At 62.2% G+C, this 25,089-nt stretch carries 23 protein-coding genes; 9 read left to right on the top strand and 14 right to left on the bottom strand.

Features of this window, described 5'->3' with window-relative positions:
• Positions 1–78: 78 nt before the first annotated feature.
• Together I5L79_RS14640 and I5L79_RS14635 are read right to left on the bottom strand one after the other, a co-directional pair.
• The gene (locus tag I5L79_RS14640; RefSeq protein WP_394368811.1) at positions 79–597 is read right to left on the bottom strand and encodes an acyl-CoA thioesterase; all 519 of its coding nucleotides are present in this window, start codon (positions 595–597) and stop codon (positions 79–81) included.
• 230 nt (positions 598–827) lie between these two features.
• Positions 828–1,502, bottom strand: coding sequence for a protein-L-isoaspartate(D-aspartate) O-methyltransferase (locus tag I5L79_RS14635; protein WP_196955801.1), 675 nt, complete (start codon positions 1,500–1,502; stop codon positions 828–830).
• A gap of 135 nt (positions 1,503–1,637) precedes the next feature.
• Between I5L79_RS14635 and I5L79_RS14630 the strand changes: the two genes are divergently transcribed.
• The 3 genes from I5L79_RS14630 (at position 1,638) to I5L79_RS14620 (ending at position 4,018) form a co-directional block, all read left to right on the top strand.
• Positions 1,638–3,044: a sugar transferase gene (locus tag I5L79_RS14630; RefSeq protein WP_231403112.1), complete on the top strand. Its 1,407-nt coding sequence runs from the start codon at positions 1,638–1,640 to the stop codon at positions 3,042–3,044.
• Positions 3,045–3,171: 127 nt separating this feature from the next.
• Entirely contained in the window at positions 3,172–3,762 is a 591-nt protein-coding gene (locus I5L79_RS14625; protein ID WP_196955800.1) for a riboflavin synthase, read from the top strand.
• Positions 3,763–3,814: 52 nt separating this feature from the next.
• Positions 3,815–4,018 carry a hypothetical protein gene (locus I5L79_RS14620; RefSeq protein WP_196955799.1) on the top strand — a complete coding sequence of 68 codons (204 nt, stop codon included), beginning with the start codon at positions 3,815–3,817 and terminating at the stop codon, positions 4,016–4,018.
• Between the two features lie 73 nt (positions 4,019–4,091).
• Here the strand turns inward: I5L79_RS14620 and I5L79_RS14615 are convergent, their stop codons facing one another.
• Together I5L79_RS14615 and hemF are read right to left on the bottom strand one after the other, a co-directional pair.
• Positions 4,092–4,676 carry a phosphatase PAP2 family protein gene (locus I5L79_RS14615; RefSeq protein ID WP_196955798.1) on the bottom strand — a complete coding sequence of 195 codons (585 nt, stop codon included), beginning with the start codon at positions 4,674–4,676 and terminating at the stop codon, positions 4,092–4,094.
• Positions 4,673–5,632 (bottom strand): oxygen-dependent coproporphyrinogen oxidase, encoded by a 960-nt coding sequence (gene hemF, locus I5L79_RS14610; RefSeq protein WP_196955797.1) that lies wholly within the window; start codon positions 5,630–5,632, stop codon positions 4,673–4,675. Before hemF ends, I5L79_RS14615 begins: the two co-directional genes overlap by 4 nt.
• A 176-nt stretch (positions 5,633–5,808) precedes the next feature.
• On the opposite strand from hemF, the gene I5L79_RS14605 reads away from it, so the two are divergent.
• Positions 5,809–6,840, top strand: coding sequence for an MBL fold metallo-hydrolase (locus I5L79_RS14605; protein ID WP_196955796.1), 1,032 nt, complete (start codon positions 5,809–5,811; stop codon positions 6,838–6,840).
• A gap of 40 nt (positions 6,841–6,880) precedes the next feature.
• Here I5L79_RS14605 and I5L79_RS14600 read toward each other — a convergent pair whose 3' ends face one another.
• Positions 6,881–7,405, bottom strand: a complete 525-nt coding sequence (locus I5L79_RS14600; protein ID WP_196955795.1) for a GNAT family N-acetyltransferase — start codon at positions 7,403–7,405, stop codon at positions 6,881–6,883.
• 89 nt (positions 7,406–7,494) lie between these two features.
• On the opposite strand from I5L79_RS14600, the gene I5L79_RS14595 reads away from it, so the two are divergent.
• Positions 7,495–9,684 carry an alpha-ketoacid dehydrogenase subunit alpha/beta gene (locus I5L79_RS14595; protein ID WP_196955794.1) on the top strand — a complete coding sequence of 730 codons (2,190 nt, stop codon included), beginning with the start codon at positions 7,495–7,497 and terminating at the stop codon, positions 9,682–9,684.
• Positions 9,685–9,791: 107 nt separating this feature from the next.
• On the opposite strand, the gene tamL is transcribed toward I5L79_RS14595, so the two are convergent.
• Positions 9,792–12,305: a translocation and assembly module lipoprotein TamL gene (tamL, locus tag I5L79_RS14590; RefSeq protein WP_196955793.1), complete on the bottom strand. Its 2,514-nt coding sequence runs from the start codon at positions 12,303–12,305 to the stop codon at positions 9,792–9,794.
• A gap of 11 nt (positions 12,306–12,316) precedes the next feature.
• On the opposite strand from tamL, the gene I5L79_RS14585 reads away from it, so the two are divergent.
• Positions 12,317–13,063, top strand: a complete 747-nt coding sequence (locus tag I5L79_RS14585; protein ID WP_196955792.1) for a TrmH family RNA methyltransferase — start codon at positions 12,317–12,319, stop codon at positions 13,061–13,063.
• A gap of 13 nt (positions 13,064–13,076) precedes the next feature.
• Here I5L79_RS14585 and I5L79_RS14580 read toward each other — a convergent pair whose 3' ends face one another.
• The 6 genes from I5L79_RS14580 to I5L79_RS14555 form a co-directional block, all read right to left on the bottom strand.
• The gene (locus I5L79_RS14580; protein ID WP_196955791.1) at positions 13,077–13,826 is read right to left on the bottom strand and encodes a DUF4386 domain-containing protein; all 750 of its coding nucleotides are present in this window, start codon (positions 13,824–13,826) and stop codon (positions 13,077–13,079) included.
• A gap of 109 nt (positions 13,827–13,935) precedes the next feature.
• Positions 13,936–15,072, bottom strand: coding sequence for a porin family protein (locus tag I5L79_RS14575; RefSeq protein ID WP_196955790.1), 1,137 nt, complete (start codon positions 15,070–15,072; stop codon positions 13,936–13,938).
• Between the two features lie 21 nt (positions 15,073–15,093).
• Positions 15,094–15,924, bottom strand: coding sequence for a hypothetical protein (locus I5L79_RS14570; protein ID WP_196955789.1), 831 nt, complete (start codon positions 15,922–15,924; stop codon positions 15,094–15,096).
• On the bottom strand, positions 15,905–16,483 hold the full coding sequence (locus I5L79_RS14565) for an RNA polymerase sigma factor (RefSeq protein ID WP_196955788.1): 579 nt from the start codon (positions 16,481–16,483) through the stop codon (positions 15,905–15,907). Before I5L79_RS14565 ends, I5L79_RS14570 begins: the two co-directional genes overlap by 20 nt.
• A 429-nt stretch (positions 16,484–16,912) precedes the next feature.
• The gene (locus I5L79_RS14560; protein WP_196955787.1) at positions 16,913–17,272 is read right to left on the bottom strand and encodes a CoA-binding protein; all 360 of its coding nucleotides are present in this window, start codon (positions 17,270–17,272) and stop codon (positions 16,913–16,915) included.
• Between the two features lie 152 nt (positions 17,273–17,424).
• Positions 17,425–19,002, bottom strand: a complete 1,578-nt coding sequence (locus I5L79_RS14555) for an NAD(P)/FAD-dependent oxidoreductase (protein ID WP_196955786.1) — start codon at positions 19,000–19,002, stop codon at positions 17,425–17,427.
• Positions 19,003–19,252: 250 nt separating this feature from the next.
• Between I5L79_RS14555 and I5L79_RS14550 the strand changes: the two genes are divergently transcribed.
• Positions 19,253–21,400, top strand: a complete 2,148-nt coding sequence (locus I5L79_RS14550; protein ID WP_196955818.1) for a glycoside hydrolase family 97 protein — start codon at positions 19,253–19,255, stop codon at positions 21,398–21,400.
• Positions 21,401–21,515: 115 nt separating this feature from the next.
• On the opposite strand, the gene I5L79_RS14545 is transcribed toward I5L79_RS14550, so the two are convergent.
• Complete coding sequence (locus I5L79_RS14545; RefSeq protein ID WP_196955785.1) at positions 21,516–21,830, bottom strand: hypothetical protein; 315 nt, start codon at positions 21,828–21,830, stop codon at positions 21,516–21,518.
• Positions 21,831–22,065: 235 nt separating this feature from the next.
• On the opposite strand from I5L79_RS14545, the gene I5L79_RS14540 reads away from it, so the two are divergent.
• Both I5L79_RS14540 and I5L79_RS14535 read left to right on the top strand, forming a co-directional pair.
• Entirely contained in the window at positions 22,066–23,364 is a 1,299-nt protein-coding gene (locus tag I5L79_RS14540; RefSeq protein WP_196955784.1) for an MFS transporter, read from the top strand.
• 83 nt (positions 23,365–23,447) lie between these two features.
• The gene (locus I5L79_RS14535; RefSeq protein ID WP_196955783.1) at positions 23,448–23,999 is read left to right on the top strand and encodes a DUF2911 domain-containing protein; all 552 of its coding nucleotides are present in this window, start codon (positions 23,448–23,450) and stop codon (positions 23,997–23,999) included.
• Between the two features lie 85 nt (positions 24,000–24,084).
• Here the strand turns inward: I5L79_RS14535 and I5L79_RS14530 are convergent, their stop codons facing one another.
• Complete coding sequence (locus I5L79_RS14530; RefSeq protein ID WP_196955782.1) at positions 24,085–25,074, bottom strand: tetratricopeptide repeat protein; 990 nt, start codon at positions 25,072–25,074, stop codon at positions 24,085–24,087.
• Positions 25,075–25,089: the final 15 nt, after the last annotated feature.

The following is a 25,089-nucleotide window of genomic DNA, read 5'->3' as shown; positions in this document are numbered from 1 at the left end:
TGTGCTTACGCAACGCTTAGGAGAAGTGAGACAGGACCTTTCTGGAAGACAAAGCAGCCGGCCGCACCCTGGAAGGCATTACTGCATATCAAACAGGGACTTCAACTCGACGGCATCCTGGGGCTTCATGCGGCCGCCCAGCACCAGGCGCAGCTGGCGGCGGCGCAGGGCCCCGTCGTACAGGCGAATTTCCTCCTCGGTTTCGGCTACGGCCTCGGGCACATCAATCGGGCGGCCTGACTGGTCTACGGCCACGAAGGTGAAGAAGGCTTCGTTGGACTTAAACCGGGTCCCGTTGGGAATGTCCTCGGCCCACACATCAATGTGTACTTCCATGCTGGAGCTGAAGGAGCGCGTGACCTGCGCTTCCAGGGTCACGACGTTTCCCAGCTTGATGCCTTCCCGGAACGAAACGTTATCGACGGAAGCCGTGACGACGATACGGTTGGAGTGGCGCTGGGCCGAAATGGCCGCGGCTACGTCCATCAGGTGCATCATGCGGCCGCCCATCAGGTTGTTGAGCGTGTTCGTGTCGTTGGGCAGCACCAGCTCGGTCATCCGAACGAAGGAGTCTTTTACGGGCTTTTGTTTGCGCATCATGTAAGGGGAGGGGTCAGCAGTAAGTTCCGGCAAAGATAGGGTAGGGAATGTGCTGATGTGGAGAATGTGACTAATGTGGGTTGAATGTGCTGCGCTGCGCTAATGTGGAAAATGTGCTGCTGTGCTGAGCGAATGGACTCCAAGTTCACCGACACGTTCTACTCTCATCAGCACATTCCTCACAATTCCCACATTCTCACATTAGCACATTCTCCACATCAGCACATTCATGCTCCCCAGCCGGCCTGGCCCAGGAGCGGCACAAAGCGGAATTCTTCGAAGTCCTCGCGCACGAAGCTTTCTTCCGACTCGCGCACCACGCGCACCATACGCTGGCTGTGCTCCGTGCCCACCGGAATAACGAGGGAGCCGCCTACGCGCAGCTGGCGCAACAGGGGCCGGGGCAGGGTAGGCGAGCCAGCCGTGACGATAATCTTATCGAACGGGGCCTGGTCGGGCAGGCCGAGGCTGCCGTCGCCGCAGAACAGGTGGGCCGGGTGGTGCAGCTGCGCGAGCAGGCGCCGGGTGCGGGCAAAGAGCACCGCGTTGTACTCGATGCTCCAGACGTGGGGCGTAAGCTCCAGCAGCACGCAGCACTGGTAGCCTGAGCCCGTCCCGATTTCCAGCACCCGTTCCTGGGGCTGCACCTGCAGTAGCTGCGTCTGAAAGGCCACGGTGTAAGGCTGCGAAATCGTCTGCCCCTCGCCTATGGGAAAGGCCTTGTCCTGGTAGGCGTGCTCCCGGAAGGCCGGCTCGAAAAATACGTGGCGCGGCACCTGCTCCAGGGCCTGCAACACCCGCTCGTCGTGGATGCCTTTGCGGCGCAGCTCGGCCACCAGGGCGCGGCGCTGGCCGCGGTGCCGGTAACTATCGGAAGCTGGAAGAGCAGATTGCGGGGACACGGAGAATGCGCTTACCTTTGCGGGGCCCAGCGGGCGCGGCCCCGGAGAGAGGAGCGCGAAACTACCGTTTTCAGGCCATAAACCGTGTGTGTCCGGCCTCGTCGGGGCTCTTTCTTTGCTTTCGATTTCCGCCGCTTGATTCGTACCCTGCAGAAGCTCAAACTCATGGCCGCCGACTTCGGGGCGGCGCTGCTGGCCTGGATGGGGTTTTACCTCCTGCGCAAGTACCTGCTCAACGAGAGTTTCACGCCCAACGAAGAGGTGTTCACGCTGGTAGGCTCGGCCCTGCTCATTGCCGGCTTCTGGCTGGTGCTCTACACGCTCATTGGCGAGTACCGCGACATTTTTCGCAAGTCGCGCCTGGGCGAAATCATCCGGCTGGCCCAGGTGTCCATTCTGGGGGCGCTGGTTATCTTCTTCGCGCTGCTGCTTGATGATGAGGGCGTGAGCAACTACCGGCTCTACTACCGCACCATTTCGGCGTATTTTCTGCTGCATTTCACCGTGTCGGCCATTCTGCGTACCTGGGCTGTGAGCAGCGTGCAGCGGCTCGTGCGCAGCGGTGTTATCACCTTCAACACGCTCATTGTAGGGGCCAATGCCCTGGCCCGCGACGTGCGCCAGGAGCTGGTGCACGCCACCCGCTACCTGGGTTTGCGCATTATCGGGTTTGTGTCGGTGGGGGAGACGGTGGATGCCGCGCTGGCCGCGGCCCTGCCCCACAAAGGCAGCTACCGGGAGCTTTCCCGGCTGATTGCGGAGCTGCACGTGGAGCAGATTATCATTGCCACCGAGCCCAGTGAGCACCGTCTCATCCAGGAAATCCTGACCTTGCTGGAGGGCGAGCCGGTGCGCATCAGCATCCTGCCCGATCTCTACCAGATGCTGCTGGGTTCGGTGAAGGTAAACCACCTGTTTGGGACGCCCCTTATCGAAATCAAGCAGGATCTGCTGCCCCTGTGGCAGGAAGTCACCAAGCGCGGCCTCGATATCGTGGGCTCGGCGCTGTTTCTGGTGCTGGCCTCGCCCGTGTACGCCTTCACGGCCGTGATGGTGCGCCTGTCCTCGCCGGGGCCGATTTTCTACTCCCAGGACCGCATCGGCAAGGGCGGGCAGCCGTTTCGCATCTACAAGTTCCGCTCGATGTACGTGGATGCTGAGCGGCAGGGCCCGTCGCTTTCCTCGCAGCACGACCCGCGCATTACGCCCTGGGGCCGCTTTATGCGCAAGGTGCGGCTGGACGAGCTGCCCCAGTTCTGGAACGCGCTGAAGGGCGACATGAGCCTGGTGGGCCCGCGTCCCGAGCGGCAGTTCTACATCGACCAGATTGTGGCCGTGGCCCCGCACTACCGCCACCTGCACCGCGTGCGCCCCGGCATCACCAGCCTGGGCCAGGTGAAATACGGCTATGCCGAAACCGTGGAGCAGATGGTGGAGCGCCTCAAGTACGACATCCTCTACATTGAAAACATGAGCCTAGCTATGGACTTCCGCGTCATGCTCTACACCCTCAAAATCATTGTGGAAGGCCGCGGGAAGTAATGTGCTAATGGATTTTGAATGTACTTATGTGCTGACGCCCTGTAAAGGCAAATTGCGCCGCGGAACATTTCAACATCCAATTGATTAGCACATCAGCACATTTAAAACACATTAGCACCTTCACATCGTGTTTACCGGCATCATCGAAACCCTGGGTACCATCACGGCCGTGCGCCGGGAGGAAACCAATATTCATTTCACCGTAGCATCCGGCTTCGCTCAGGAGCTGAAAATCGACCAGAGCGTGGCCCACGACGGCGTATGCCTCACGGTGGTAGCCGTGGACGGCATGGCCGGCACGCACGTCGTCACAGCCATCGACGAGACGCTGCAGAAAACCAACCTGAGCCAGTGGCAGCCCGGCCGCCGCGTGAATCTGGAGCGCTGCCTGGCCGCCAATGGTCGCTTTGATGGGCACATTGTGCAGGGCCACGTGGACCTCACGGCCGAGTGCGAGTCGGTAGAAGACCAGCACGGCTCCTGGGTATTCCGCTTTCGCCACGAGCCGGGCCCCGGCCGCGTAACGGTGGAAAAAGGCTCCATCTGCGTGAATGGCACCAGCCTCACCTGCTTCAACAGCACCGACGACGGCTTTTCCGTGGCCATCATTCCCTACACCTACGAGCACACCACCTTCCAGGACCTGCGCCCCGGTCACCGCGTCAACCTGGAGTTCGACATCGTGGGCAAGTACGTGGCGAAACTGCTGGGACGGTAAGAAACCGACGGGCTGAAACTGCGTATCGGAAAGAGAATCAACTCCTACCGGCATGTCTACAAAACGCGAATTGATTGAACCCACGGAAGGCGACAAGCGCTACGTGCGCCGCGATAAGGAAGGCAAGTTCACCAGCTCCGCCGATTTAAACCGCTCCCTGTCCGGTGACGACCGCACCAACTCCAAAGTGACCAGCAAACCCGGGCAGGGCGACAAAGGCGACGGCCACACCGGCAACCGCAAGCCCGCCAAGTAACTTATGATCCACGACCAATGAAAAAGGCTCCGCACGGTAGTGCGGAGCCTTTTTGATGTTTGAGGTCACTAGTTTATGCCTCGGACCCCAATAGCGGCCACCAGCGCCGGGCCAGATGGCGGAATGCCAGGGCGCAAAGCCAGGCCATGAGGGAGCCCAGCAGGATGCCGGCCAGCACGTCGGAAGGGTAGTGGGCGCCCAGGTAGATGCGGCTGTAGCTCACCAGTGTGGCCCAGATAAAGAGCAGCACCTTGGCCACACGGTAGTGCCGGGGGAGCAGAATCTCTACAAACACCGCCAGCGCAAAAGCATTAGCCGCGTGCGACGACAGAAACCCGAATTGCCCGCCGCAGCCGTTTACCAGGTTTAGCGTGGCCGATAGGTCGGCGTCGTGGCAGGGGCGAAGGCGGGCGAAGTAGGGCTTGAACAGGCGGCTGGAAACGACGTCGGCCAGCAGCACACTCAGACCCAGCAGGGGCAGCAGCAGCGTGGCGCGCCGCCCGTAGAGGTAGCACAGTACCACCACCAGCACGAAGTAAGCCGGGAACCACACCAGGCGGTCGGAGAAAAACACCATCCACGCGTCCAGGCGGGCGGTGTGGCGGGAGTTGGCCGCTACCAGCAGCCAACGGTCTAGGTGTTGGAGCTGCTCTATCAAACGGTGGCGGGGGAATTAGTTAGCCAATCAACACCCTTGCGCAGCCACTGCTGGGTAGCTTCCTCCGGGGAGTCGGGCTCGATGGGGAAGTTGTAGTGCCACTCGGCCTGGGGTGGCAGACTCATCAGGATGCTCTCGGTGCGGCCCCCGGTTTCCAGCCCGAACTTGGTGCCCCGGTCAATGGCTAGGTTGAACTCGGCGTAACGGCCCCGGCGCACCAGCTGCCACTGCTTCTGCCGCTCGGTGTGGGGTTGGCCGGCGTTCTGGCGCAGTAGCTCGCAGTAGGTGCGGCCGTACACCTCGCCCACGCTGCGCACAAAGGCAAACAGGCTGTCGGCGTCGGCTTCCTTGCCCACAGTCAGCCGGTCGAAGAAGATGCCGCCGATGCCGCGGGTTTCCTGGCGGTGGGGCAGAAAGAAGTACTCATCGGCCCACTGCTTGAAGCGGGGATAATAGGCAGGGGTGTGCTGGTCACACATTTCCTTAATCTGCCGGTGAAACCAGCGGGCCTGGGCTTCATCCACGTAGATAGGCGTCAGATCCAGCCCGCCGCCAAACCAGGCTTCCCCGTTGCCGGCCTCGAAGTAGCGCACGTTCATGTGGGAAATCGGCACCAGTGGGCTGCCCGGGTGCTGCACCACCGACACACCCGTGGCAAAGTAGTTGGGGTCGGGCATAAGCAGGGCGCGGGCTGCCGCCTCGCTCATCTGCCCTTCCACGGCCGAGAAGTTTACCCCACCTTTTTCAATGATCCGCCCGCCCGTAAGTACCCGGCTTCGGCCCCCGCCACCGCTGTGGTGCACCCAGGCATCTTCCCGAAACATGCCGGTGCCGTCGGCCGCTTCCAGCTGCCGGCAGAGCCAGTCCTGAAACTGGCGCATCCACTGCTCCACGGTGTCACGGAAGCGGGGCTGAGCGGTGGGTTCGGGAAAGGAGGTGGAGGAAGTGAAATCCATAGCGGCGAAGTCAGAAACGAACGGCAAAGGTAGAAATTTCCGCCGCTGCCACTCCGGCCAAGTACAAAGGTGCCGCTACGGTAGCTAAGCCGGGTGCAGCAATGTAGGGGCCGGTAAAGTAAAACCAGCTGTTCGGCGTCTATACCGTTGAAAGCCGCTTTTAGGGCTCCTGCGTTATGATGCAAGTATTGGGGAAGAACCCCTCCCGCCAAGTGAAAGACCGGTTTACCGGCCTGTCGAACTACCAGAACGGCCAGTTTGAAAACCTGGAAGGCGTACGTTTCAGCCCCGGCGAAGCCCCCATGGGCAAGATGCTGGTGGACTTTCTGCGCAAGCCCCGCACCGTAGCGCCAACCGGCCCGCTGCCCACGGTACGCACCAACCTGCACCTGCCCACTACGGGCCAGCCCACCGTCATCTGGTTTGGGCACTCGTCCTACCTGATTCAGGCCCACGGGCTGAATATTCTGGTGGACCCCGTGTTCAGTGGCGCTGCCTCGCCCTTCTCGTTTGCCGTGCGCGCCTTCGCCGGGGCCGATGCCTACACCGCCGCCGATATGCCCGCCATCGACGTGCTGGTGCTCACCCACGACCACTACGACCACCTCGACTACGCCACCGTAGTAGCCCTGCGCGCGAAAGTGCGCCACGTTGTTACGCCCCTGGGCGTGGGCAGCCACCTGCAGGCTTGGGGCTACGCGCCCGGGCAGATTACCGAACTCAACTGGCACGAAACCGCGACGCCGGTGCCGGGCGTGCAGCTCACGGCCACCCCGGCCCAGCATTTCTCGGGCCGCAGCCTGAAGCCCCGGCAAACCCTGTGGGCCTCCTACGTGCTGCAGTTGGATGGTGCACGCCTGTTTCTGGGCGGGGATAGTGGCTACGGTCCGCACTTCCGGGCCATCGGCCGGCAGTACGGCCCCTTCGACCTGGCCTTGCTCGAAAACGGCCAGTACAACCTCAGCTGGCACCCCATCCATATGCTGCCCGAGGAAACCGCCCAGGCGGCCCTGGACCTGGGTGCCAAAATGCTGCTGCCGGTGCACTGGGCTAAGTTCATGCTGGCTTACCACCCCTGGAATGAGCCTGTACAGCGGCTTTTGCCCGCCGCCGATAAAGCTCAGCTTCCCGTAACGGTGCCTCGCATCGGGCAGCCCTACACCCTTGGCGAGCCGGTGCAGCAGGAAGTATGGTGGCTGAACAATTAGCAAGCATACTGGGTGCCGTAGCCCTTTAGGTCGGATGGCGCTATACCAACTGCTTACGCATCAGCAGTAGCTCCAGCGGCTGGCGCGGAATGCCAAAGCGGGTGTCGGTGGGAAAAGCCAGGGTTTCGCCGGTGCGTTGGAAGCCGTGCCGCTCGTACCAGGCAATCAGCTCGGCGCGCACCGTAATGACGGAAATCAGAATGCCGGTGCAATAATGGGCCCGGGCCTGGATATCGGCCGCGTCCAGCAGCAGCTTGCCGATGCCCAGGCCTTGCTGACCAGGCTCCACCGACAGCATACCCAGGTAGAGGTCGGGGAGCTGGGGCTTGAGGTAGACACTGCCCATGAGCTGCCCGGCGCTGGTGCGGGCCAGCAGGAAGGTGGCGCCGGGGGCCGCACTCAGGTCTTGGAGGTCTTCGGCGTCGGTGCGCTGCCCATCCAGCAGGTGGGCCTCGGTGGTCCAGCCTTGGCGGGAGGCGTCGCCGCGGTAGGCCCGGTTCACGAGTTCCACGAGGGCCAGAATGTCAGCGGCCGTGGCGGGCGTAATGCGTAGTTCGGCAGTCATGGGGCCAAAGATACAGCCTGCGGTGGGCCGTCTTCTGTGGCAAAGGCCCGGTTCGTACCTTCGCCCTAGCATTACCCCACCCACCCCTTATGCTCCCCCAAGCCACCCCCAAGCTGGAAACCGATTTTACCACCGCCCTACCCAACCAGGAAACGCTGCGCCGGGCCTACCTGCTCATGCGCACGGCCGATGAAATGGCCCGCCTCTACGAGGAAAACAAGGCCGTAACGGCTAAATACGTGCACGCCACGGCCCGCGGCCACGAAGCCATTCAGCTGGCCGCGGCCAGTATTCTCGGCCCCCAGGACTACGCCGCGCCTTACTACCGCGACGATGCTATGCTGCTGGGCATGGGCCTCGCGCCCTACGAGCTGATGCTGCAGCTGATGGCCAAGCGCGACGACCCGTTTTCCGGCGGCCGCACGTACTATAGCCACCCTTCTCTGCGGCGGGCGGGCCTGCCCACCATTCCGCACCAAAGCTCGGCCACGGGCATGCAGGCCATACCGGCTACCGGCATGGCTCACGGCATCAAGTACCTGGAAGGACAGGAGGTAATTAGCAATGAGAAATCAGTAATTAAGACTGATAAAGAAACGCGGACTTCTACTGAAGGAAACACAATTCCTCATTCTTCCTTACTAATTACTAATTCAACGGCGAAGCCGCTGGTGCTCTGCTCCATAGGCGACGGCGCCATGACCGAAGGCGAAGTAAGCGAAGCCCTGCAGATGGCCGCCCTGCATCAGCTGCCTATCATCTATCTGGTGCAGGACAACGAGTGGGGTATTTCGGCCACGGGCCGCGAAATGCGTTCCATGGATGCCTACGAGTTTGCGGCTGGCTTCAAGGGCCTGCACCGCCTGCAGTTCGACGGAGCCGATTTCCTGGCCAGCTATGCCGGGATGCGCGAGGCCGCCGACTACGTGCGCCAGCGGCGGGGGCCGGTGCTGGTGCACGCCCGGTGCCCGCTGCTGGGCCACCACACCAGCGGCGTGCGGCGCGAGTGGTACCGCGGCGACAACCTCGCCCACCACACCACCCAGGACCCTTTGCCCCGCTTCCACCAGCAGCTGCTGGCCCTCGACTTTACCGAGCAGGAGCTGCGGGAGCTGGGGGAAGAAGCCCGCGCCACCGTGCTGGCCGACTACCAGCGCGCCCTGGCGGCACCCAACCCCGACCCGGCTACCTTTGCCGACCACGAGTTTGCCCCGTCGGCCGTGACCCAGGAAACCGGGGAGCGGAGCCCCGCCGGCGCCGACAAGGCCCTGATGGTGGATGCCGCCCTGCACGCGGTGGATGATATTCTGCGGGAGTTTCCCGAGGCCTTGTTCTACGGTCAGGACGTGGGCGGGGAGCTGGGGGGAGTGTTCCGGGAGGCGGCGCTGCTGGCCAAGAAGTACGGCGACGCCCGCGTGTTCAACACGCCCATTCAGGAAGCCTACATAGTGGGCAGCACGGCCGGCATGAGTGCCGTGGGCGCCAAGGCCATAGTCGAAATCCAGTTTGCCGACTACATCTGGCCGGCTCTCAACCAGCTGGTGGAAGAGCTGAGCAAGTCGTGCTACCTCTCCAACGGTCAGTTTCCGGTGCAAAGCCTGATTCGGGTGCCCATCGGGGCCTACGGCGGGGGCGGGCCCTATCATTCGGGCTCCATTGAAAGCACGCTGCTCACCATCCGCGGCATCAAGGTGGTGTACCCCAGCAATGCCGCTGACATGAAAGGCCTGATGCGCTCCGCCTTCCTCGACCCCAACCCGGTGGTGATGCTGGAGCACAAAGGCCTGTACTGGAGCAAGGTGCCCGGCACCGAAGATGCCAAAACCGTGGAGCCCGCCGCCGGCTATGTGATTCCGCTGGGCCAGGCCGCCGTAGCCCAGGAAGCCGCCCCCGACAAGCTAGCCGGTGGCGAAACCTGCGTGGTCATTACCTACGGCATGGGTGTGCACTGGGCCAAAACGGCCAGCCGCCAGTTTCCCGGTCAGGTGGAAATCCTGGACTTGCGCACCCTCAATCCGCTGGACTGGGAAGCTGTGCAGGCGGCGGTGCAGCGCCACGGCAAAGCCCTGGTACTCACGGAGGAGCCTTTGCTGAACTCCTTCGCCGAAAGCCTGGCCGGCCGCATTCAGCGCCACTGCTTCCGCCAGCTCGATGCGCCGGTGTTTACGCTGGGTGCCGCCAACCTGCCCGCCATTGCCCTCAACGTGGAGTTGGAAAAGCAAATGCTGCCCAACCCCGACAAAGTAGCCGCCGCCCTGCGTGAGCTGCTGGCGTATTGAGGACATGTGGAAAGCCAAGCTGCTGCTAAAAAAGTAGAGCATCCTGCGCATTAAGCAGGATGCTCTGTGTCAACACCTAAGCCATTAGCCAGCAGGCTCGACGCAGCTTAGAACGGGTAGCCGATGCCTACGTTGACGGTGGGCGTGTTCAGCCAGGGCTTGGCATCGTTGCGCCAGAGCGCAAAGCGGCCCAGCGCCCACCGGTCGCCGGGCAGCGCGGTGGGGTCGTACACCTTGGCCGCCACGTCCAGCCGGATAATCAGGAAAGTGAAGTCGAAGCGCAGGCCCAGACCGCTGCCCACGGCAATTTCCCGGTAAAAGCGATTCACGGCAAAATTGGCGCCCTCGCGCGGGTCGTCCGTGCGCAACGACCACACGTTGCCGAAATCAGTAAAGAAGGCTCCGTGAATGTAGTCGTAGATGGGAAACCGGTACTCCACACTGCCTTCCAGCAGCAGCTCGCCAGGTTGCTCTACATTCTCGTCCTGGATAAGCTTGCCTCGACTGTCGTAGAGCGGGTTCCCGCTTTTATCGGTCTGAGGCGCAAAGTAGGAGCCCGGCCCGAGGCGCCGGGGACGCCAGGCCCGCAGGCTGGAGCCCCCGCCGGCAAAGAAGTTTTTGTCGTAGGGAATAGCATACGAGGCGCTGGCTCTACCATCCGTAATAAAGTTCGTGCGGGTAAGAGCGTGCGCCACGCCCCCGTTCAGGCGCCAGGCCAAGTAGGTAGCGGGGGTGAGGCGGTAGTAGCGGCGGTAGTCGGCGTTGAAGCGGGCGTAGTCGAGCACGGAAATGCCGGCCAGTTCCAGTTCGCCCGTGCTGGGGTCAGGGCGGGTGTAGAGGCTCCGTCCTAAGCCTCCTATTTCAGCAGTTACGCGGAAGTACCTGGCGTTGCGGGTCTGGTTGAAGTCGTTGCTGTTGTAGAGCGAAGTGGCGCTGGCGCTGGGCACCAGCTGCCGACTGAAGCTGCGCAGCAAGGCTCCGTTGTTGGCCAGTGTTTTTAGGTATTCCCGAAAGGCTGAGTCGAGCTTACTGGTATTAATCAAACTCACGTTCAGTGGCGTTACCACGTACTGCTGGTACGCATTGCGCTGCCAGATATAGTCGTAGCTGCCCTCCAGATTGGTGCGGGTGTAGTCGGGGCGCTTTACGTAGGTGTAGGAAGTGGAAATCCGGGTTTTGGGGTTGTAGCGCGTCAGGAAGCGGTTGGTGCGCCAGGGTACCAGAAACTGCGGCAGAATCAGACTCACGTTGCCGCCCAGCTGGGTGGTGAGAAAGGTATTATCCTGCCCAGGGGCTACGGTTTGCCGGTACTGACCTTCCAGGCCCGCCCGCACGCTCACTTCAAGTATTTCGGCTCCACCAAACAGGTTGCGCGTTTTCACCCGCACGTTGGCAAAGGGCCCAAGCTGCTCGGCCGAGTAGGTAGCGCCCAACTCGGTGGTTTCCTGAAATTTCTTCAGGGGCGAGGCGTAGATGTTGGCATCGAGGCGGGCCAGACCGCTGGCACTGTCGCCAGCCACCTTCTGGTACACCACGTTGTTAAAGCGGAACATATCCAGATCGGCGAGCTGGCGCTGGGTGGTCTGGGTGTTGGAAAGGCTGTAGCGGGCGCCGGGACGCACTTCTACGCGCTGGTTGAGCACCTTGGAGCTGTAGCGGTGCCGGTAAGCCAGAAAGCTGATGGAGTCGCGGCGCACGGTGTCGCGCTTCACCCCGAAGCGGGTGGTGCCGGCATCGGTAAACACGTTCACGCGGCGGATGGTGTACACGCGGTGCCGCTCACCGGGGCCGGGGTTAGCCACAATGGTGCGCAGGCGCACGGTGCCGGGGGCAAAGCTGGTGTCGGCCTCCAGGCTCACGTACTGCTGGCGGAAGTCGTAGTAGCCGGCATTCTTGAGCAGGGTTTCCAGCCGGGCGCGCTCCAGACCAATAATTTCCTCGTTGTACCGGTCGCCCAGATGCAGCAGGGAGTTTTTGTTGCCGGCTAGCACCACGCCCGCCACCAGCGTGTCGCCAATGTGGTAGTCGAGCTGGGCATAGCGGAACGGGGCATTTTCCACCACGTGGTAGGTCACCGACACGCGCCGGTCGCGCACAGTTTGCTCGGCCCGCGCCTGGCTGCGGAAATAACCCTGGGAACGAAGGAAAATGCCCAGCTGCTCTACCGTGCGGGCCGTCAGTGCCGAATCGTACACCACCGGGGCCTCGCCAATGCGCATGAGGGCGTTGCCCTTGCTCAGCACCAGCTGGTGGCGCTGGGTGTGCTTTTCGCGCTTGAGCAGCAGGTTGCCCACCGTCACGGAGTCGCGGCCGGCCAGCCGGATCAGCGAGTCGTACCTGGTGCGCTCTTCCTCCAGCTGCCGCTGCAGGCGCTCGGGGTTGTAGAAGTATTGCCCCAGCTGATAGATTGCTAGCTTTGGCAGCGGAAACCGGGTATTGGGCTTTTGCTGGTACAAGGCTTCCAGCCGGTCGGCATTCACTTCCCTGGCGCCCTGCAGCCGGGCGCGGTACAGCAGGGTTTGCCCGGGGGCCAGCAGCCGGGTGGGCGAGCAGCCCGGCAGCGCGGCCAGGCTCAATCCAAGAATCAGCCAGGAAATAACTCGCCGGGGCGCAGACAGCACAACAGAAGAATATGGTGTCAAAAGCAGTTGTCAAGTACGTACACTCCCTGCAGCAGAAAAAGTACCGGCTGCGGCACGGCGCCTTCCTGGTAGAAGGCGGCAAGAGCGTGCGGGAGTTGCTAAGTTCAGGACTTCTAACGGAACGCGTGTTCCTGACCGCCGAATTTGCCGCAAAAATCGGGGAGGAAGTGCCTGCGGGCGTACCGGTGGAGGTGGTTTCGGAAGCCGAGCTAACCCAGCTGGGTACCCTGGCTACCAACAACACGGCCCTGGCCGTAGCCCGCATTCCGACCGAAAAACCGCTGCCCGCCGCCACCGATAATCTGCTGCTGGCCCTGGATGAAGTGCGCGACCCGGGCAACTTGGGCACCCTCATCCGCCTGGCCGACTGGTACGGGCTGGCGGGCGTGGTGTGCTCCGAAACCTGCACCGATGCCTGGAACCCCAAAACCGTGGCGGCCACCATGGGCTCCTTCACCCGCGTGCCGGTGTGGCAGCGCGAGCTGCCAGCCTGGCTGGCTTCGCTGCCCGCCACTGCGCCCATCTACGGCGCCGACCTGGCCGGCGACAACGTGCATCACCTCACGCTGGCGCCCCGGGGTGTGCTGGTGATGGGCAGTGAAAGCCACGGCCTCCGCCCCGAGGTACACCAGTGCCTCACGCGCCGCCTGCACATTCCCGGGCGGGGCCAGGCCGAAAGCCTGAACGTGGCTATTTCGGCCGGCATTCTGCTGGATAATTTCTTCCGGCAGCTGTAGGCGGTTGCGGGTGTTAGCCAACTGCCAAGGCGCGGGTGCCTGGCCCGTGTACCCGCTCATGCCACTTCTGCTGGTTGACGCCCTTAATCAGCAGCCACAGGCAAAAGGCTGATTCGCCCACCAGCGGCAGCAGCAGGATACCGGGCAGGAGCATATCGGCCAGAGCCGGGGCAAACAGCGCGGCACAGCAGGCTACCAGGTAGCCCGCACCCGCCACCTGCAGCAGTACGCCCAGCACGGGTGGGAAATAGCCCGACTTCCGAATCAGGTAGCCATTGAGCAGGCAGGTGCCCCCGAAAAAGATAAGCGCAATGTTGAAGGAAATATCATGCGACCGAAGGGCCAGGCCGGCCAGTAGGGGCAGCTGCCCGGAGCCAAGGCCGCTGAGGTGGCCGGTATTCTCCAGCGTGGGCAGTACCAAAAGCAGAAACACCTTGCTGACGGCCTCCACGGCCAGGGAAACCACATTCAGCAGCAGCGCCAGCAGTACCAGGCTTTTGCTCACGGGCCGCAGCAGCATAAACTCAATCCATAGTAGCGGCACGGCGCAGAGCACCACCAGCACGTTGACGGCCACACCGAGGCGCCAGAGCCCCGGCTCCGCCAGGATGTTGCGGGCCGTGGCCACGGCATCACCGCCCACGATCAGCTTGCTGGTGACAAACCCTTCCGCAAACGCCCCGAACAGGATAATAGCCAGGTAGAGCGCGCCGCCCAGGCGGGCATACGGCTGGGGCGAAGTTTCAATTGTAGGGATGGACATAACGGTTGGGCGTGAGGGATGAAAACACAAAAGACCGTCCTGCTTTGTCAAGCGCACCAGGACGGTCTTTTTCTTTCGTGGGCGGCTACGACTTGCGTAGCGGCTGGCGTTAATTGCAGAGGGAGAGGCCGAAGCTCAGCGTCTGGCCTCCGGGGCCGCGGCTGGCCTTGAACGTGTCGTTCAGGTTGTATTTCACGAACAAGTCGATGTTGCGGATACCAACGGTGCCCTGCACGCCGTACTGGAACTCTTCGAGGTTGTAGTTGCCGCGGTCCTTGTCTTTGCGGGTGCTGCCTTCGCTTTCGTACTTCAGCTTGGTGTGGGCGCCCAGGCGGTAGCCCACAAAACCGCCCGCCCCGATGCGGAAGACGTTCCGGCCCTTGCTGTCGTCGAAGTCCAGCACGGCCATCAGGGGCAGGTTCAGGGTCGTCACGGCCAGCTTGCTTTTCTCCAGGCTCAACGTGGGCTCCTTGGTTGCCATCGTCACGCCGTCCACATCCCGGAAGCGGAAGTTTTTATCCAGCATGTAGTTGTTGAAGGCCAGCTCCGGGCCGGTAATCAGGTGCAGGGGCGAGTTTTTGTCGCCTACCCGCACATCGTAGTGCCAGTTCAAACTCACGTAGCGGGACCCCACCGGGCGCAGCTCGAAGTCTTCCCCGCCGAGCAGCGGCGGGCGGTGTACAAGCGTGTTCAGGCCCAGGTCGAGGGTGAAGTCTTGGTGCACGCGGCGGTTGCGCTTTTCTTCCTGGCGGGCCTGGCGCTCCACGTTGCGGATGGAGTCTTCCGAAGGCGAGCGGCCGATGTGTACCGACACGCCGTCTTCGTTGTCGGAGTCTTTCACCGTCACGCCCATCTTGCCCAGCATCACGTCCACGCGGTCAGTCTTGGCGGGGCCTTTGCCGTCCTGGCTGCGCACCGTTACCCGAATCTGCTCGGGGGCGTTGGTGCCGGGGCGCTCCTTGGCGGGGTAGAATTCCAGCGTCACCTGGTCGGTCTTCGAGTTTTTGCCCGCAGCCTCGGCCTGGGTGATATAGGCATCGAGCAGGAGCATGAGGGAGTCGAGCTTGTAGGTGCGCATCTGGCGCAGCTGCTCTTTGTTTTTTACATAGAGGGTCATGGTGGCCTGGTTCGGCAGTTTCACCATAATCGTGTCGTCGTTGGTGGGGGCCGAAGAGGCGGCCAGGGAGCGGCCGGGAGCCAGCACCGCCAGCAGCAGGAAAGCCAGCAGAGCAGAAAAGCGTTTCATAGCTGAAAAGAGAAGAAACTGTTAGAGTTGAATGGTTTTGGTGAGGGTGCGCCCAGCCACGCGGGCCTGCACCGTCAGGGTTTCCGGCAATCCGGCGTCGGCCAGGTTCACCTGGTCGCCACGCACGGCGTTGCGCACTTGCCGGAGAATACCTCCCAGCCGCGGCCGACGGTCGGGAGCAGCTGCCGCGAGGGCAGCGGGCGTTTCGGCCTGGCGACGCACTTCCACTTCAATCGGGCCGACCGGAGCGGCCGAGGAAGCAGCGGGCGTAGCCGAAGCCACCAGTGTTTGGGCGGGAGTAGTTGGGGCAGGCGCGGCCTGAGTACGCTCCGGTTGCGCATCGGGCGGCCGAACCACGGCTACATCCGTGAAAGAGCTCTTGGTGGTGGGGTTGGCAGAAGCCTCCGCAGAGCGGGGGCGGGCCGGGCGGGAGGCCGCGGCTACCAGCGCCGGGGCCGAGGCCTGGGGCCGGGTTGCAGCGGCGGGCCGGGCTTCTGGGGTGGTAGATGCGGGGGCCGGGGAGGGCGTTGCCTGGGCAATCATTTTTTCTTTGGAAGCTTCCGGGGCCGGCGTCTCCATAACCGAAGCCGGGGCGCTGGCGGGCGTTTCGGTGGCGGCCAGCGGGGTTTCGGAGCCCGTGGTGGGGCTTTGCGGGCCGCGCAGCAACCAGCCGGCGCCCACCATCAGCAGCAGGGCAATAGCGGCGGCCATGGAGTACACCCACATCATCGGGCGCTTTTTCTTTTCGGGCTGCAGCTCCGCCTCCAGGCGGCTCCAGAGGTCGGCGGGCGGCGTGGGCGCGTGGCCCTGCAGGCGCTGCCGAAACAGCTTATCAATATCTTCCGGTTGCATACAGTTCTTTCGGTTGGGTGGAGGAAACGGCCACTGTGTTGGCGGCGGCAATCCGGCGCTGCAGCATGGCGCGCGCCTTACTTAGCTGCGACTTGCTGGTACCCTCCGAAATGCCCAGCAGCTCGCCGATTTCGGGGTGTGTGTAGCCTTCCAGCGCGTAGAGGTTGAACACCGTGCGGTAGCCAGCGGGCAGGTCGGCCAGCAAAGCCAGCATATCGTCGGCGTTGAGCTGGCTTTCGGCTTCGGCGGCCGTGGTCGGCACGTCGTAGGTCAGGTCGTCGATGGCCAGGTGCAGGGGCTCCTTGCGACGCAACTGGCCCAGGGCCTCATTCACCATAATGCGGCGAATCCAGCCTTCGAACGAGCCTTCGTGGCGGTACTGCTCCAGGGCCCGAAAAACTTTTACGAAGCCCATCAGCATCACCTCCTCGGCGTCGTCGCGCTGGCGCAGGTACCGCAGGCACACCCCCAGCATCAACCCCGCAAACCGCTCGTAGAGCAGTTTCTGGGCGCGGCTGCTGCCCTGGCGGCAGGCGGTTATGAGTTCAACCTCGGTCACAGCGTAGTAGCGTTTCGGAGCAAATAGCGGGCGTTTGGCAGGGTAGATGCGGAGCCGGAGTGGACCGTTGCCTGACTAGGAAAAATTAATGTGCGAATGTGCGGGATGTGGAAAATGTGCTGCGCTTCGCTAATGTGCTGATGGGGAACTATATTTTACCCCTGTGTAAGTAAGGGGGCTTTACATCCAGATTCACAGGTGTATTGTGACAGAAGGTCGAATTCCTTTTTCATTAAGTGAAGCCACGTTTTTTCAGTCGAAATAAAACGAAAAGCCCTTTCCCGTATGCAACAGGAAAGGGCGTTCTGAAAAAAGTAGTGCCTGGAGTTGAACTGTACGAATGAAGTCACCCGCCCCGAAACATCCTCAACGCATTCTGCGCATTAGCGAAGCGCAGCACATTTTCCACATTCGCACATTGTACACATTTTAGTACTGGCCTGCGCTGAGCATCACCAGGGTGCAGGCTTCTTCGGTTTCGATGCCGCGCTGACGGGCCAAACGCTCCAGCTCCGGGTTTTCGGTGCCGGGGTTGAAGATAATGCGCTTGGGCTTGAGGTCCAGGATGTAGTCGTACCAGGCGGGCTGGTTTTGCGGGCCCACGTACAGCGTTACAGTGTCCACGTCGGGGGCGGCGGGACGGTCGGTTTCGATGGACAGGCCACCCACTTGGCCTTTGCGGATGCCCACGGGCACTACTTCGTGGCCGTGGCGCTGCAGGCGGTGTACGGCCTGGTGGGAGTAGCGGGCCGGGTTATCACTCGCCCCGAGAACAAGGGTCTTTTTCATGGTAGAATGGTGCTTAGTGCTTGGTGCCTGGTGCATAGGCTAGCCAGGAAAAGCGGTTTACAGGACGTATATACGGGCTTCTGCTGCAAAAAGCCAGAAGCCCATAAAGCAGGCTGTATCTGCTAAACAGAAAAACAACGATTCCCCAAGCCCTAGGCACTGCGCACCAGGGCAAAAGCCGCTTCGGCGCACCGCTCCCCATCCATGGCGGCCGACACGATGCCGCCCGCGTAGCCCGCGCCCTCCCCGCACGGGAACAGACCGCGCACCTCGGGGTGCTGGAGCGTGTCCCGGTCGCGCGGGATGCGGACGGGGGAGGAAGTGCGGCTTTCCACGCCCACAATCTGAGCGGCGTTGGTGGCGTAGCCGGGAATCTTCTGGCCAAAATTCTGAAAACCCTGCCGCAGCCGCTCCGCCAGGCCAGCGCCCAGCACCTCATCCATCGGCACCGAGACCAGGCCGGGCTGGTAGGAGGTTTCAAGCAAGCTGGCGGATGGTTTCTTTCTGAGGAAGTCGCCCAGCAGCTGGGCGGGCGCCAGCTGGGTGTTGCCGGCCAGCTGGCAGGCCTGCTGCTCAATCTGCTGCTGCAGGCGCAGGCCGGCTAGGGCCCCATGCTGCTTCAGGTCCATATCCTCCAGCTCAATGGCCGTGACGATGCCCGAGTTGGCAAAGCGGGAGTCGCGCCGGCTGGGGCTCATGCCGTTCACCACCACCTCGCCCGGCGCGGTGGCCGCCGGCACGATAAAGCCGCCGGGGCACATACAGAATGAAAACACGCCCCGCTGCCGGTTTTGCCAGTGCGTCTGGTGGACCAGGGCGTAGGAGGCAGCCGGAAGCGGCCCGCGCTCCTTCAAGCGGTACTGGGCCTGGTCGATGAGCTGCTGGGGGTGCTCTACGCGTACGCCCAGGGCAAAGGGCTTGGCCTCAATGAGCACGCCGCGCCGGTGCAGCAGCTCGTAGATGTCGCGGGCCGAGTGGCCGGTAGCCAGAATCACGGCATCGGCCGTCAGCTCCTCGCCGGTTTGGGTAACGACCCCGTGCAGGTGGTTATCGGTCAGCACCAAGTCATCCACCCGCGTATCGAAGCGCACCTCGCCGCCAGCTTCCCGCACCGAGTCGCGCAGGGCGGCCACCACGGCGGGCAGCTTGTTGGTGCCGATGTGAGGGTGCGCATCCACCAGGATGTCGGACGTGGCCCCATGCTGCACCAGCAGGCGCAGGATGCGCTGCACGTCGCCGCGCTTGGTGGAGCGGGTGTAGAGCTTGCCGTCGGAGTAGGTACCCGCGCCACCCTCGCCGAAGCAGTAGTTGGAATCGGGGTTCACGACGTGGTCTTTATTGAGGGCGGCCAGGTCGCGGCGGCGGGTGCGCACGTCCTTGCCGCGCTCCAGCACCACGGGCTTCAGGCCCAGCTCGATACAGCGCAACGCCGCGAACAGCCCGGCCGGCCCGGCCCCTACGATGATAACCGAACGGTGCGCCCGGCTTACGTTGGGATAAGTGAACCAGGGGCCAAACAAATCGGCGGGCGGGGCGGTGGGGTAGATGTCAGCGCGCAGGCGCACCAGGGGCTGGCGGCCGCGCGCGTCGATGGAGCGTTTGCGCAGGTGCACAAAGTCGGCGTCGCCGGGCTGGAGGCCGGCCGCCTGCAGCAGGGCGCGGTAGCGGGCGTATTCGTCGTAGGCTACCTCGGCGGGCAGCAGCACTTCAATCTCGCGGAAAGCGGGCATAGCGGAGGGGTGAAAGGCATTTATCCTTTAAACCAGGAAATAAACGAACTACAAAAGTACGAAAACCGCGGCCCGGATTCGCAGCCCATTAGTGCGCGACAGGGCCGTTTGGCGTCGTATTCTCCCGGAAATCTGTCCGGCAGGAGCTGCGGTTTGCTGTTACCTTTGGCCCAGAGCCCGGCTTCATCGGTGCTTTTACCGGAACTCCCTCGGCATTTCCCCTTACATTTTTCTTTCCCCTTACTGCATGATGCAACGCTTTTCCATTTTCGGGGCCCGCTCCATCTCCCGGCCGTTCGCGCCGCTGCTGCTTGTCTGTCTGAGCTTGCTTGGGTACGCGGCTACGGCCGAGGAAATCAAGTCGCCCAACGGGCAGCTCACGCTCAATTTCGAGGTGCAGGGCGGCGTGCCCACGTACCGTTTCAGCTACAAGGGCCGCGAGGTTATCAAACCCAGCAAGCTTGGCCTGGAGCTGAAGGGCACCACCAGCCTGCAAACAGGCTTTGCCCAAACCGACAAGCAAACCCGCTCCTTCGACGAAACCTGGACGCCGGTGTGGGGCGAGGCTAAAACCATCCGCAACCACTACAACGAGCTGGCCGTGACCTTGACGCAGGCCGAAACCCAGCGCACGATTCGCGTGCGGTTCCGGGTGTTCGACGACGGGCTGGGCTTTCGCTACGAGTTTCCGCGCCAGCCCAAGCTCGACTACTTCACCATCAAGGAGGAGCGCACCCAGTTTGCCCTGGCCGGCGACCATAAGGCCTTCTGGCTGCCCGGCGACTACGACACCCAGGAGTACAGCACCGTCACCTCCAAGCTGTCGGAAGTGCGCGGCAAGATGAAGGCCGCCGTGACTGGCAACGCCTCCCAGACCACGTTTTCGCCCACCGGCCTGCAAACCCCTCTGATGCTCAAAAGCCAGGACGGGCTCTACATCAACATCCACGAGGCGGCCCTGATCGACTACTCCTGCATGCACCTGGAGCTGGACGATAAGACGATGACGCTGGAAAGCCACCTGACGCCCGACGCGGTGGGCGACAAGGGCCTGATTCAGACCCCAGCCAACTCGCCCTGGCGCACGGTGATTGTGAGCGACAAAGCCGGCGACATTCTACTGTCCAAGCTGGTGCTGAACCTGAACGAGCCGACTAAGTTCAAGGACGTGTCGTGGATCAAGCCGGTGAAGTACGTGGGCGTGTGGTGGGAGATGATTACGGGCAAAAGCTCGTGGTCGTACACCAACATGGACAATATCAAGCTGGATTCCGTGGACTACAAGACGGTGAAGCTCAACGGCACCCACGGCGCTAATAACGCCCACGTGAAGGAGTACATTGACTTTGCCGCGCTGCACGGGTTTGACGCCGTGCTGGTAGAAGGCTGGAACACAGGCTGGGAAGACTGGTTTGGCAAGCACAAGGACTACGTGTTTGACTTCGTGACGCCCTACCCCGACTTCGACGTGCAGGAGCTGAACCGCTACGCGGTCAGCAAGGGCGTGAAAATTATCATGCACCACGAGACTTCTGGCTCGGTGCGCAACTACGAGCGGCACCTGGAAAAGGCGTTCCAGTTCATGAACGATAACGGCTACAACGCCGTGAAGACCGGCTACGTGGGCGACATCGTGCCCCTGGGCCACCACCACTATGATCAGTGGATGATAGACCACTATAACTACGTGCTGGAAAAGGCCGCCGAGCACAAGATCATGGTGAACGGCCACGAGGCGGTGCGCCCCACTGGCCTCTCGCGCACTTTCCCCAACCTCATCGGCAACGAAGCGGCCCGGGGCACGGAGTATGAGTCGTTTGGCGGCAACAACGCCGACCACACCACCATTCTGCCCTTCACCCGCCTCATTGGCGGCCCCATGGACTACACGCCCGGCATCTTCCAGACAAAGGTGAGTGCGTACAATCCGCAGAACAACTCCTTTGTGCATAGTACGCTGGCCCGGCAGCTGGCCTTGTACGTGACCATGTACTCGCCCCTGCAGATGGCCGCCGATTTGCCCGAAACCTACAACAAGCACCTCGACGCTTTCCAGTTTATCAAGGACGTGGCCGTCGACTGGGACGATACCAAAGTTCTGGAAGCCGAGCCCGGCGACTACATCACCTACGCCCGCAAGGCCAAGGGCAAGAGCAGCTGGTTTGTAGGCAGCACCTGCGACGAAAACGGCCGCACCTCCAAGATTGACCTGAGCTTCCTGGAGCCCGGCAAGAAGTACACGGCCACCATCTACGCCGATGCCAAGGACGCGCACTACGAGAAAAACCCGCAGGCCTACCAGATCCGCAAGCAAACGGTGACCCGCAAAACCAAGCTCACTCAGCTCTGTGCCCCCGGCGGCGGCTACGCCATCAGCTTGGTAGAAGCTGGTAAGTGAGTTGTCCATGTTCAGTTGCCAGTAGCTTACACTTCCGCCACTGGTACCTGAAAAAAACAGCAAAGCCGACGGATATGCATATCCGTCGGCTTTGCTGTTTTTTCAGGTACGCGGCTTACTCTGCGGGCTTCACTTCGTGGTGGATGTTCTGCTTGCGGGGCCAGAACTTCTCCATGGAGCTGTTGAAAGCATTGAGCACCTGGGCTCGTACTTCGCCCGAAGGGTGGCGCAGCAGCTGGGCTAGCATGTAGCGGTACATTTCGGTGGTGACCTCCAGTCCCCGGGCGCTTACCAGGCCGTGGTGCAGCAGGTCGCAGTTGGTAGCCATGGAGTTGGCCAGCGAGTCAGTAAGTTCTTCGCGGGCCTTGTCCGCATCTTTAAAGGATTGTTCCAAACGAGCGTTGAGCCGTTGGTCATGCGGCTGTTCCATACAGTGAAAGATCGGGAGAAGGGAATATTCAGGCCCTAAAACGGGTAAGGTGACGGTAATGGTTCAATGTAGTATAGATATATTGCCGATGTGGGCTTGCTTTAGTGTTGATGATGAGGAAGTTACTAGGTGTAATTCGTGCCCGCGTTTTGCCTTTATCTACGTCTGCCCGGTAGCAGTGTAGCTGGCTGACTACCTTGCAGACCGGGAAATCCGGTCTTATGCTTTTCTGCCTATGCCTGCAGCCCCCTTGCTCTCGTCTCGCCTGCGCTCTATCCTGAGTGGCTCCATCGGCAACCTGGTGGAGTGGTACGACTGGTACGTGTATTCGGCCTTTGCCCTGTACTTCGCGCCGGCGTTTTTTCCGGAGGGCAACCAAACAGCCCAGCTGCTGAACACGGCCGCCATTTTCGCCGTGGGCTTTCTGATGCGCCCGCTGGGGGGCTGGCTGCTGGGTGTGTACGCCGACCGCCACGGCCGCAAAGCCGCCCTGCTGCTCTCGGTGCTGCTTATGTGCGGCGGCTCCCTGCTCATTGCCCTCACGCCCGGCTACGGGCAGATTGGGGTGGCCGCACCGGTGCTGCTGGTGATGGCCCGGCTGCTGCAGGGCCTGAGCGTGGGCGGGGAGTACGGCACCTCGGCTACCTATCTGAGCGAAATGGCCGGGGCCCGGCACCGGGGCTTTTTCTCCTCGTTTCAGTACGTGACGCTGCTGGCCGGGCAACTGTTGGCCTTGCTGGTGCAGCTGGGGCTGCAGGCCACGCTCACGCCCGCCGAGCTGGCCAGCTGGGGCTGGCGTGTGCCGTTCGTGCTGGGGGCGGCCGCGGCGGTGTCGGCGCTGTACCTGCGCCGTAACATGGCCGAAACCACCGAGTTTGTGCAGCAGGATACCACCTCGCCTACGGCAGCTGCTGAACTCAGCAAGATGGCACTGCTACTGCGCCACCCCCGCGAAATCCTGACGGTGGTGGGCCTTACGCTGGGGGGCACGCTGGCGTTCTACACCTTCACCACTTATGCTCAGAAGTTTCTGGTGAATACAGCGGGCTTCAGCAAGGCCCAGGCCACGCTGGTATCCTTCGGGGCGCTGGCCGTGGCCCTGGTGCTGCAGCCGCTGATGGGGGCCGTGTCGGACAAGATAGGGCGGCGGCCGGTGCTGCTGTTTTTTGGGGTAGGCGCCACGCTGGGCACGGTGCCGCTGCTCACGGCCCTGGGAAATGCCGGCAGCGTAGGCGCGGCCTTCGGGCTGCTGGTGCTGGCCCTCACCATCGTGAGCGGCTACACGTCCATTAACGCAGTGGTGAAGGCCGAGCTGTTCCCAACGGAAATCCGGGCCCTGGGCGTGGGGCTGCCGTATGCGCTTACGGTGGCGGTGTTCGGCGGCACGGCCGAGTACGTGGCGCTGCTGGCCAAGCAGCAGGGCGTAGAATCGTTGTACTACTGGTACGTGACGGCCTGCGCGGCTATTTCCCTGATCGTCTACTGGCGCATGCCCGACACCCAGGCCACCTCGCGCATGGCCGCCGATGCGTGAGGAGTGGGTTTGGCTTCCGCTGGTGCAACCCACCGCCGCATCCCGTATCTTTTCGCCACTACTTCTTACTAACCCGTTTTGCCATGAAAAATTTCCTTCGCTTCGGGCTGCTGTCCGCGCTTTGGCTGGCCTGCCTGCTGCTGTCGTTTGACAGCCTGGCGCAAGCCAAAAAGCCCGAAGACAAGTCCAAGCGCCCGAGCCCGCCCGCAGCGGCCACGGCCAAAACTCCGGCCGGCACCATCACCATCGACTACAGCCGCCCATCGGTGAAGGGCCGCAAGGTGTTTGGCGGGCTGGTGCCGCTGGGCCAGGTGTGGCGCACCGGGGCCAACGAGGCCACCACTTTCTCGGTCGATAAAAACGTGCTGGTGCAGGGCCAGGCGCTGCCCGCCGGCAAGTATGCGCTGTTTTCCATTCCCGGGGATCAGGAGTGGACCATCATCTTCAACAAAGTGCCCGACCAGTGGGGCGCCTACGAATACAAGCAGGACCAGGACGCTCTACGTGTGCAGGTACCCGCCAAAACCGCCGCTACGCCTACCGAACAGCTCACGTTCCAGGTAACTAAGTCCGGTAAGGTGACGCTACTATGGGACAAGGCCCAGGTAGATTTTGCAGTGACGGCGGCCAAGTAGGCTGCAGGAACAAACCTAAAATGCCGGCCCGGGGCATCTTCATCCTTGAAGCTGCCCCGGGCCGGCATTTTATTGCTGATGAAGCTCAGCGGCAGTTCTCCTTGATCAGCTTGCGAACCTGCTTTTCCGGCGCTGGGTCCAGGCCCCACTGCAGCGCCATGCGCAGACTTTCGCACCCGCCGGGCTTATCATTCATTTTCAGCTTAAGCTCACCGATAGTGCCAAACAGCGGAGCTTTTTCGCGGGGCGGTACCAGCTTCAGGCAGGATTGCCAGTCGGCAATAGCGGCGGCATAGTTCTGCTGCTCGGTGTAGGCCAGGGCCCGGTTGGCGTAGGCGCTGACATAGCGCGGGTTCAGTCGGATAGCCTCCGAGTAGTCGGCTATGGCGGCGGGGTAGTGCTTCTGACCGTAGGAAAGCCAGCCCCGGTTCAGAAAGGAAGTTGAGTCCTGCGGATTAAGCTGCACGGCGCGGGTGAGATAGGCGCGGGCTTTGGCCGTGTCCTGCTGCATATACCAGCGGCCCGAGGTGGCATAGGCAAAGCCGTTGTCGGCATCCAGCCCGAGAATTTTCTCATTGATGGCAATGGCCTCTTGGAACTCTCGGCGCTGAGTATGCGCGTAGGCTAAATTGCTGTAATAACGGATGAGGCCTTGGTTGCCTGCATCGTGCCGCTGGCCCATACTCAAGTACTGCTCGGCTTCGGCAACCCGCTTTTGCTGCTGCAGAAACGCGCTGAACCCGTAGTACACATCGGCCAGCGTGGAGTCCAGCAGCCAGGCGTGGTTGAAGCGCTTGATGGCTGTAACAGGGATGTTGGCACGCAGATAGCTCCAGCCCAAATCAACGCATATGCGTGCCGCTTCCCGGGCGTTGCCATTACTGCGGCGCAATGCATCCTGAATAAACTCCGCATCGGCTGCCAGCTGTTCCGCATTTTTGAGCTGCCCACCGAAACGCGGCTGCTCGTTGATGGTGCCCGCCGGCCGGGACAATTGCTCCGGCGTGGGTTGGCGCCGTCCCTGGCCCCAGATTATGCCGGGTAGCAGCAGGCAAAGCAGGAGCAAAATCTTCATGGGAGGGCTGTACAA

The sequence above is a fragment of the Hymenobacter guriensis genome (assembly GCF_015773195.1).
GTDB lineage: Bacteria > Bacteroidota > Bacteroidia > Cytophagales > Hymenobacteraceae > Hymenobacter > Hymenobacter guriensis.
Note: the sequence above shows the minus strand (reverse complement) of the source record. Positions and strands in the feature narration are given on the sequence as shown.

Coding starts and splice junctions, on each gene's coding strand:
- I5L79_RS14640 (WP_394368811.1), bottom strand. CDS start 597: ATGCGCAAACAAAAGCCCGTAAAAGACTCCTTCGTTCGGATGACCGAG.
- I5L79_RS14620 (WP_196955799.1), top strand. CDS start 3,815: ATGTCTACAAAACGCGAATTGATTGAACCCACGGAAGGCGACAAGCGC.
- hemF (WP_196955797.1), bottom strand. CDS start 5,632: ATGGATTTCACTTCCTCCACCTCCTTTCCCGAACCCACCGCTCAGCCC.
- I5L79_RS14605 (WP_196955796.1), top strand. CDS start 5,809: ATGATGCAAGTATTGGGGAAGAACCCCTCCCGCCAAGTGAAAGACCGG.
- I5L79_RS14600 (WP_196955795.1), bottom strand. CDS start 7,405: ATGACTGCCGAACTACGCATTACGCCCGCCACGGCCGCTGACATTCTG.
- I5L79_RS14595 (WP_196955794.1), top strand. CDS start 7,495: ATGCTCCCCCAAGCCACCCCCAAGCTGGAAACCGATTTTACCACCGCC.
- I5L79_RS14585 (WP_196955792.1), top strand. CDS start 12,317: ATGGTGTCAAAAGCAGTTGTCAAGTACGTACACTCCCTGCAGCAGAAA.
- I5L79_RS14580 (WP_196955791.1), bottom strand. CDS start 13,826: ATGTCCATCCCTACAATTGAAACTTCGCCCCAGCCGTATGCCCGCCTG.
- I5L79_RS14575 (WP_196955790.1), bottom strand. CDS start 15,072: ATGAAACGCTTTTCTGCTCTGCTGGCTTTCCTGCTGCTGGCGGTGCTG.
- I5L79_RS14570 (WP_196955789.1), bottom strand. CDS start 15,924: ATGCAACCGGAAGATATTGATAAGCTGTTTCGGCAGCGCCTGCAGGGC.
- I5L79_RS14560 (WP_196955787.1), bottom strand. CDS start 17,272: ATGAAAAAGACCCTTGTTCTCGGGGCGAGTGATAACCCGGCCCGCTAC.
- I5L79_RS14555 (WP_196955786.1), bottom strand. CDS start 19,002: ATGCCCGCTTTCCGCGAGATTGAAGTGCTGCTGCCCGCCGAGGTAGCC.
- I5L79_RS14550 (WP_196955818.1), top strand. CDS start 19,253: ATGCAACGCTTTTCCATTTTCGGGGCCCGCTCCATCTCCCGGCCGTTC.
- I5L79_RS14545 (WP_196955785.1), bottom strand. CDS start 21,830: ATGGAACAGCCGCATGACCAACGGCTCAACGCTCGTTTGGAACAATCC.
- I5L79_RS14540 (WP_196955784.1), top strand. CDS start 22,066: ATGCCTGCAGCCCCCTTGCTCTCGTCTCGCCTGCGCTCTATCCTGAGT.
- I5L79_RS14535 (WP_196955783.1), top strand. CDS start 23,448: ATGAAAAATTTCCTTCGCTTCGGGCTGCTGTCCGCGCTTTGGCTGGCC.
- I5L79_RS14530 (WP_196955782.1), bottom strand. CDS start 25,074: ATGAAGATTTTGCTCCTGCTTTGCCTGCTGCTACCCGGCATAATCTGG.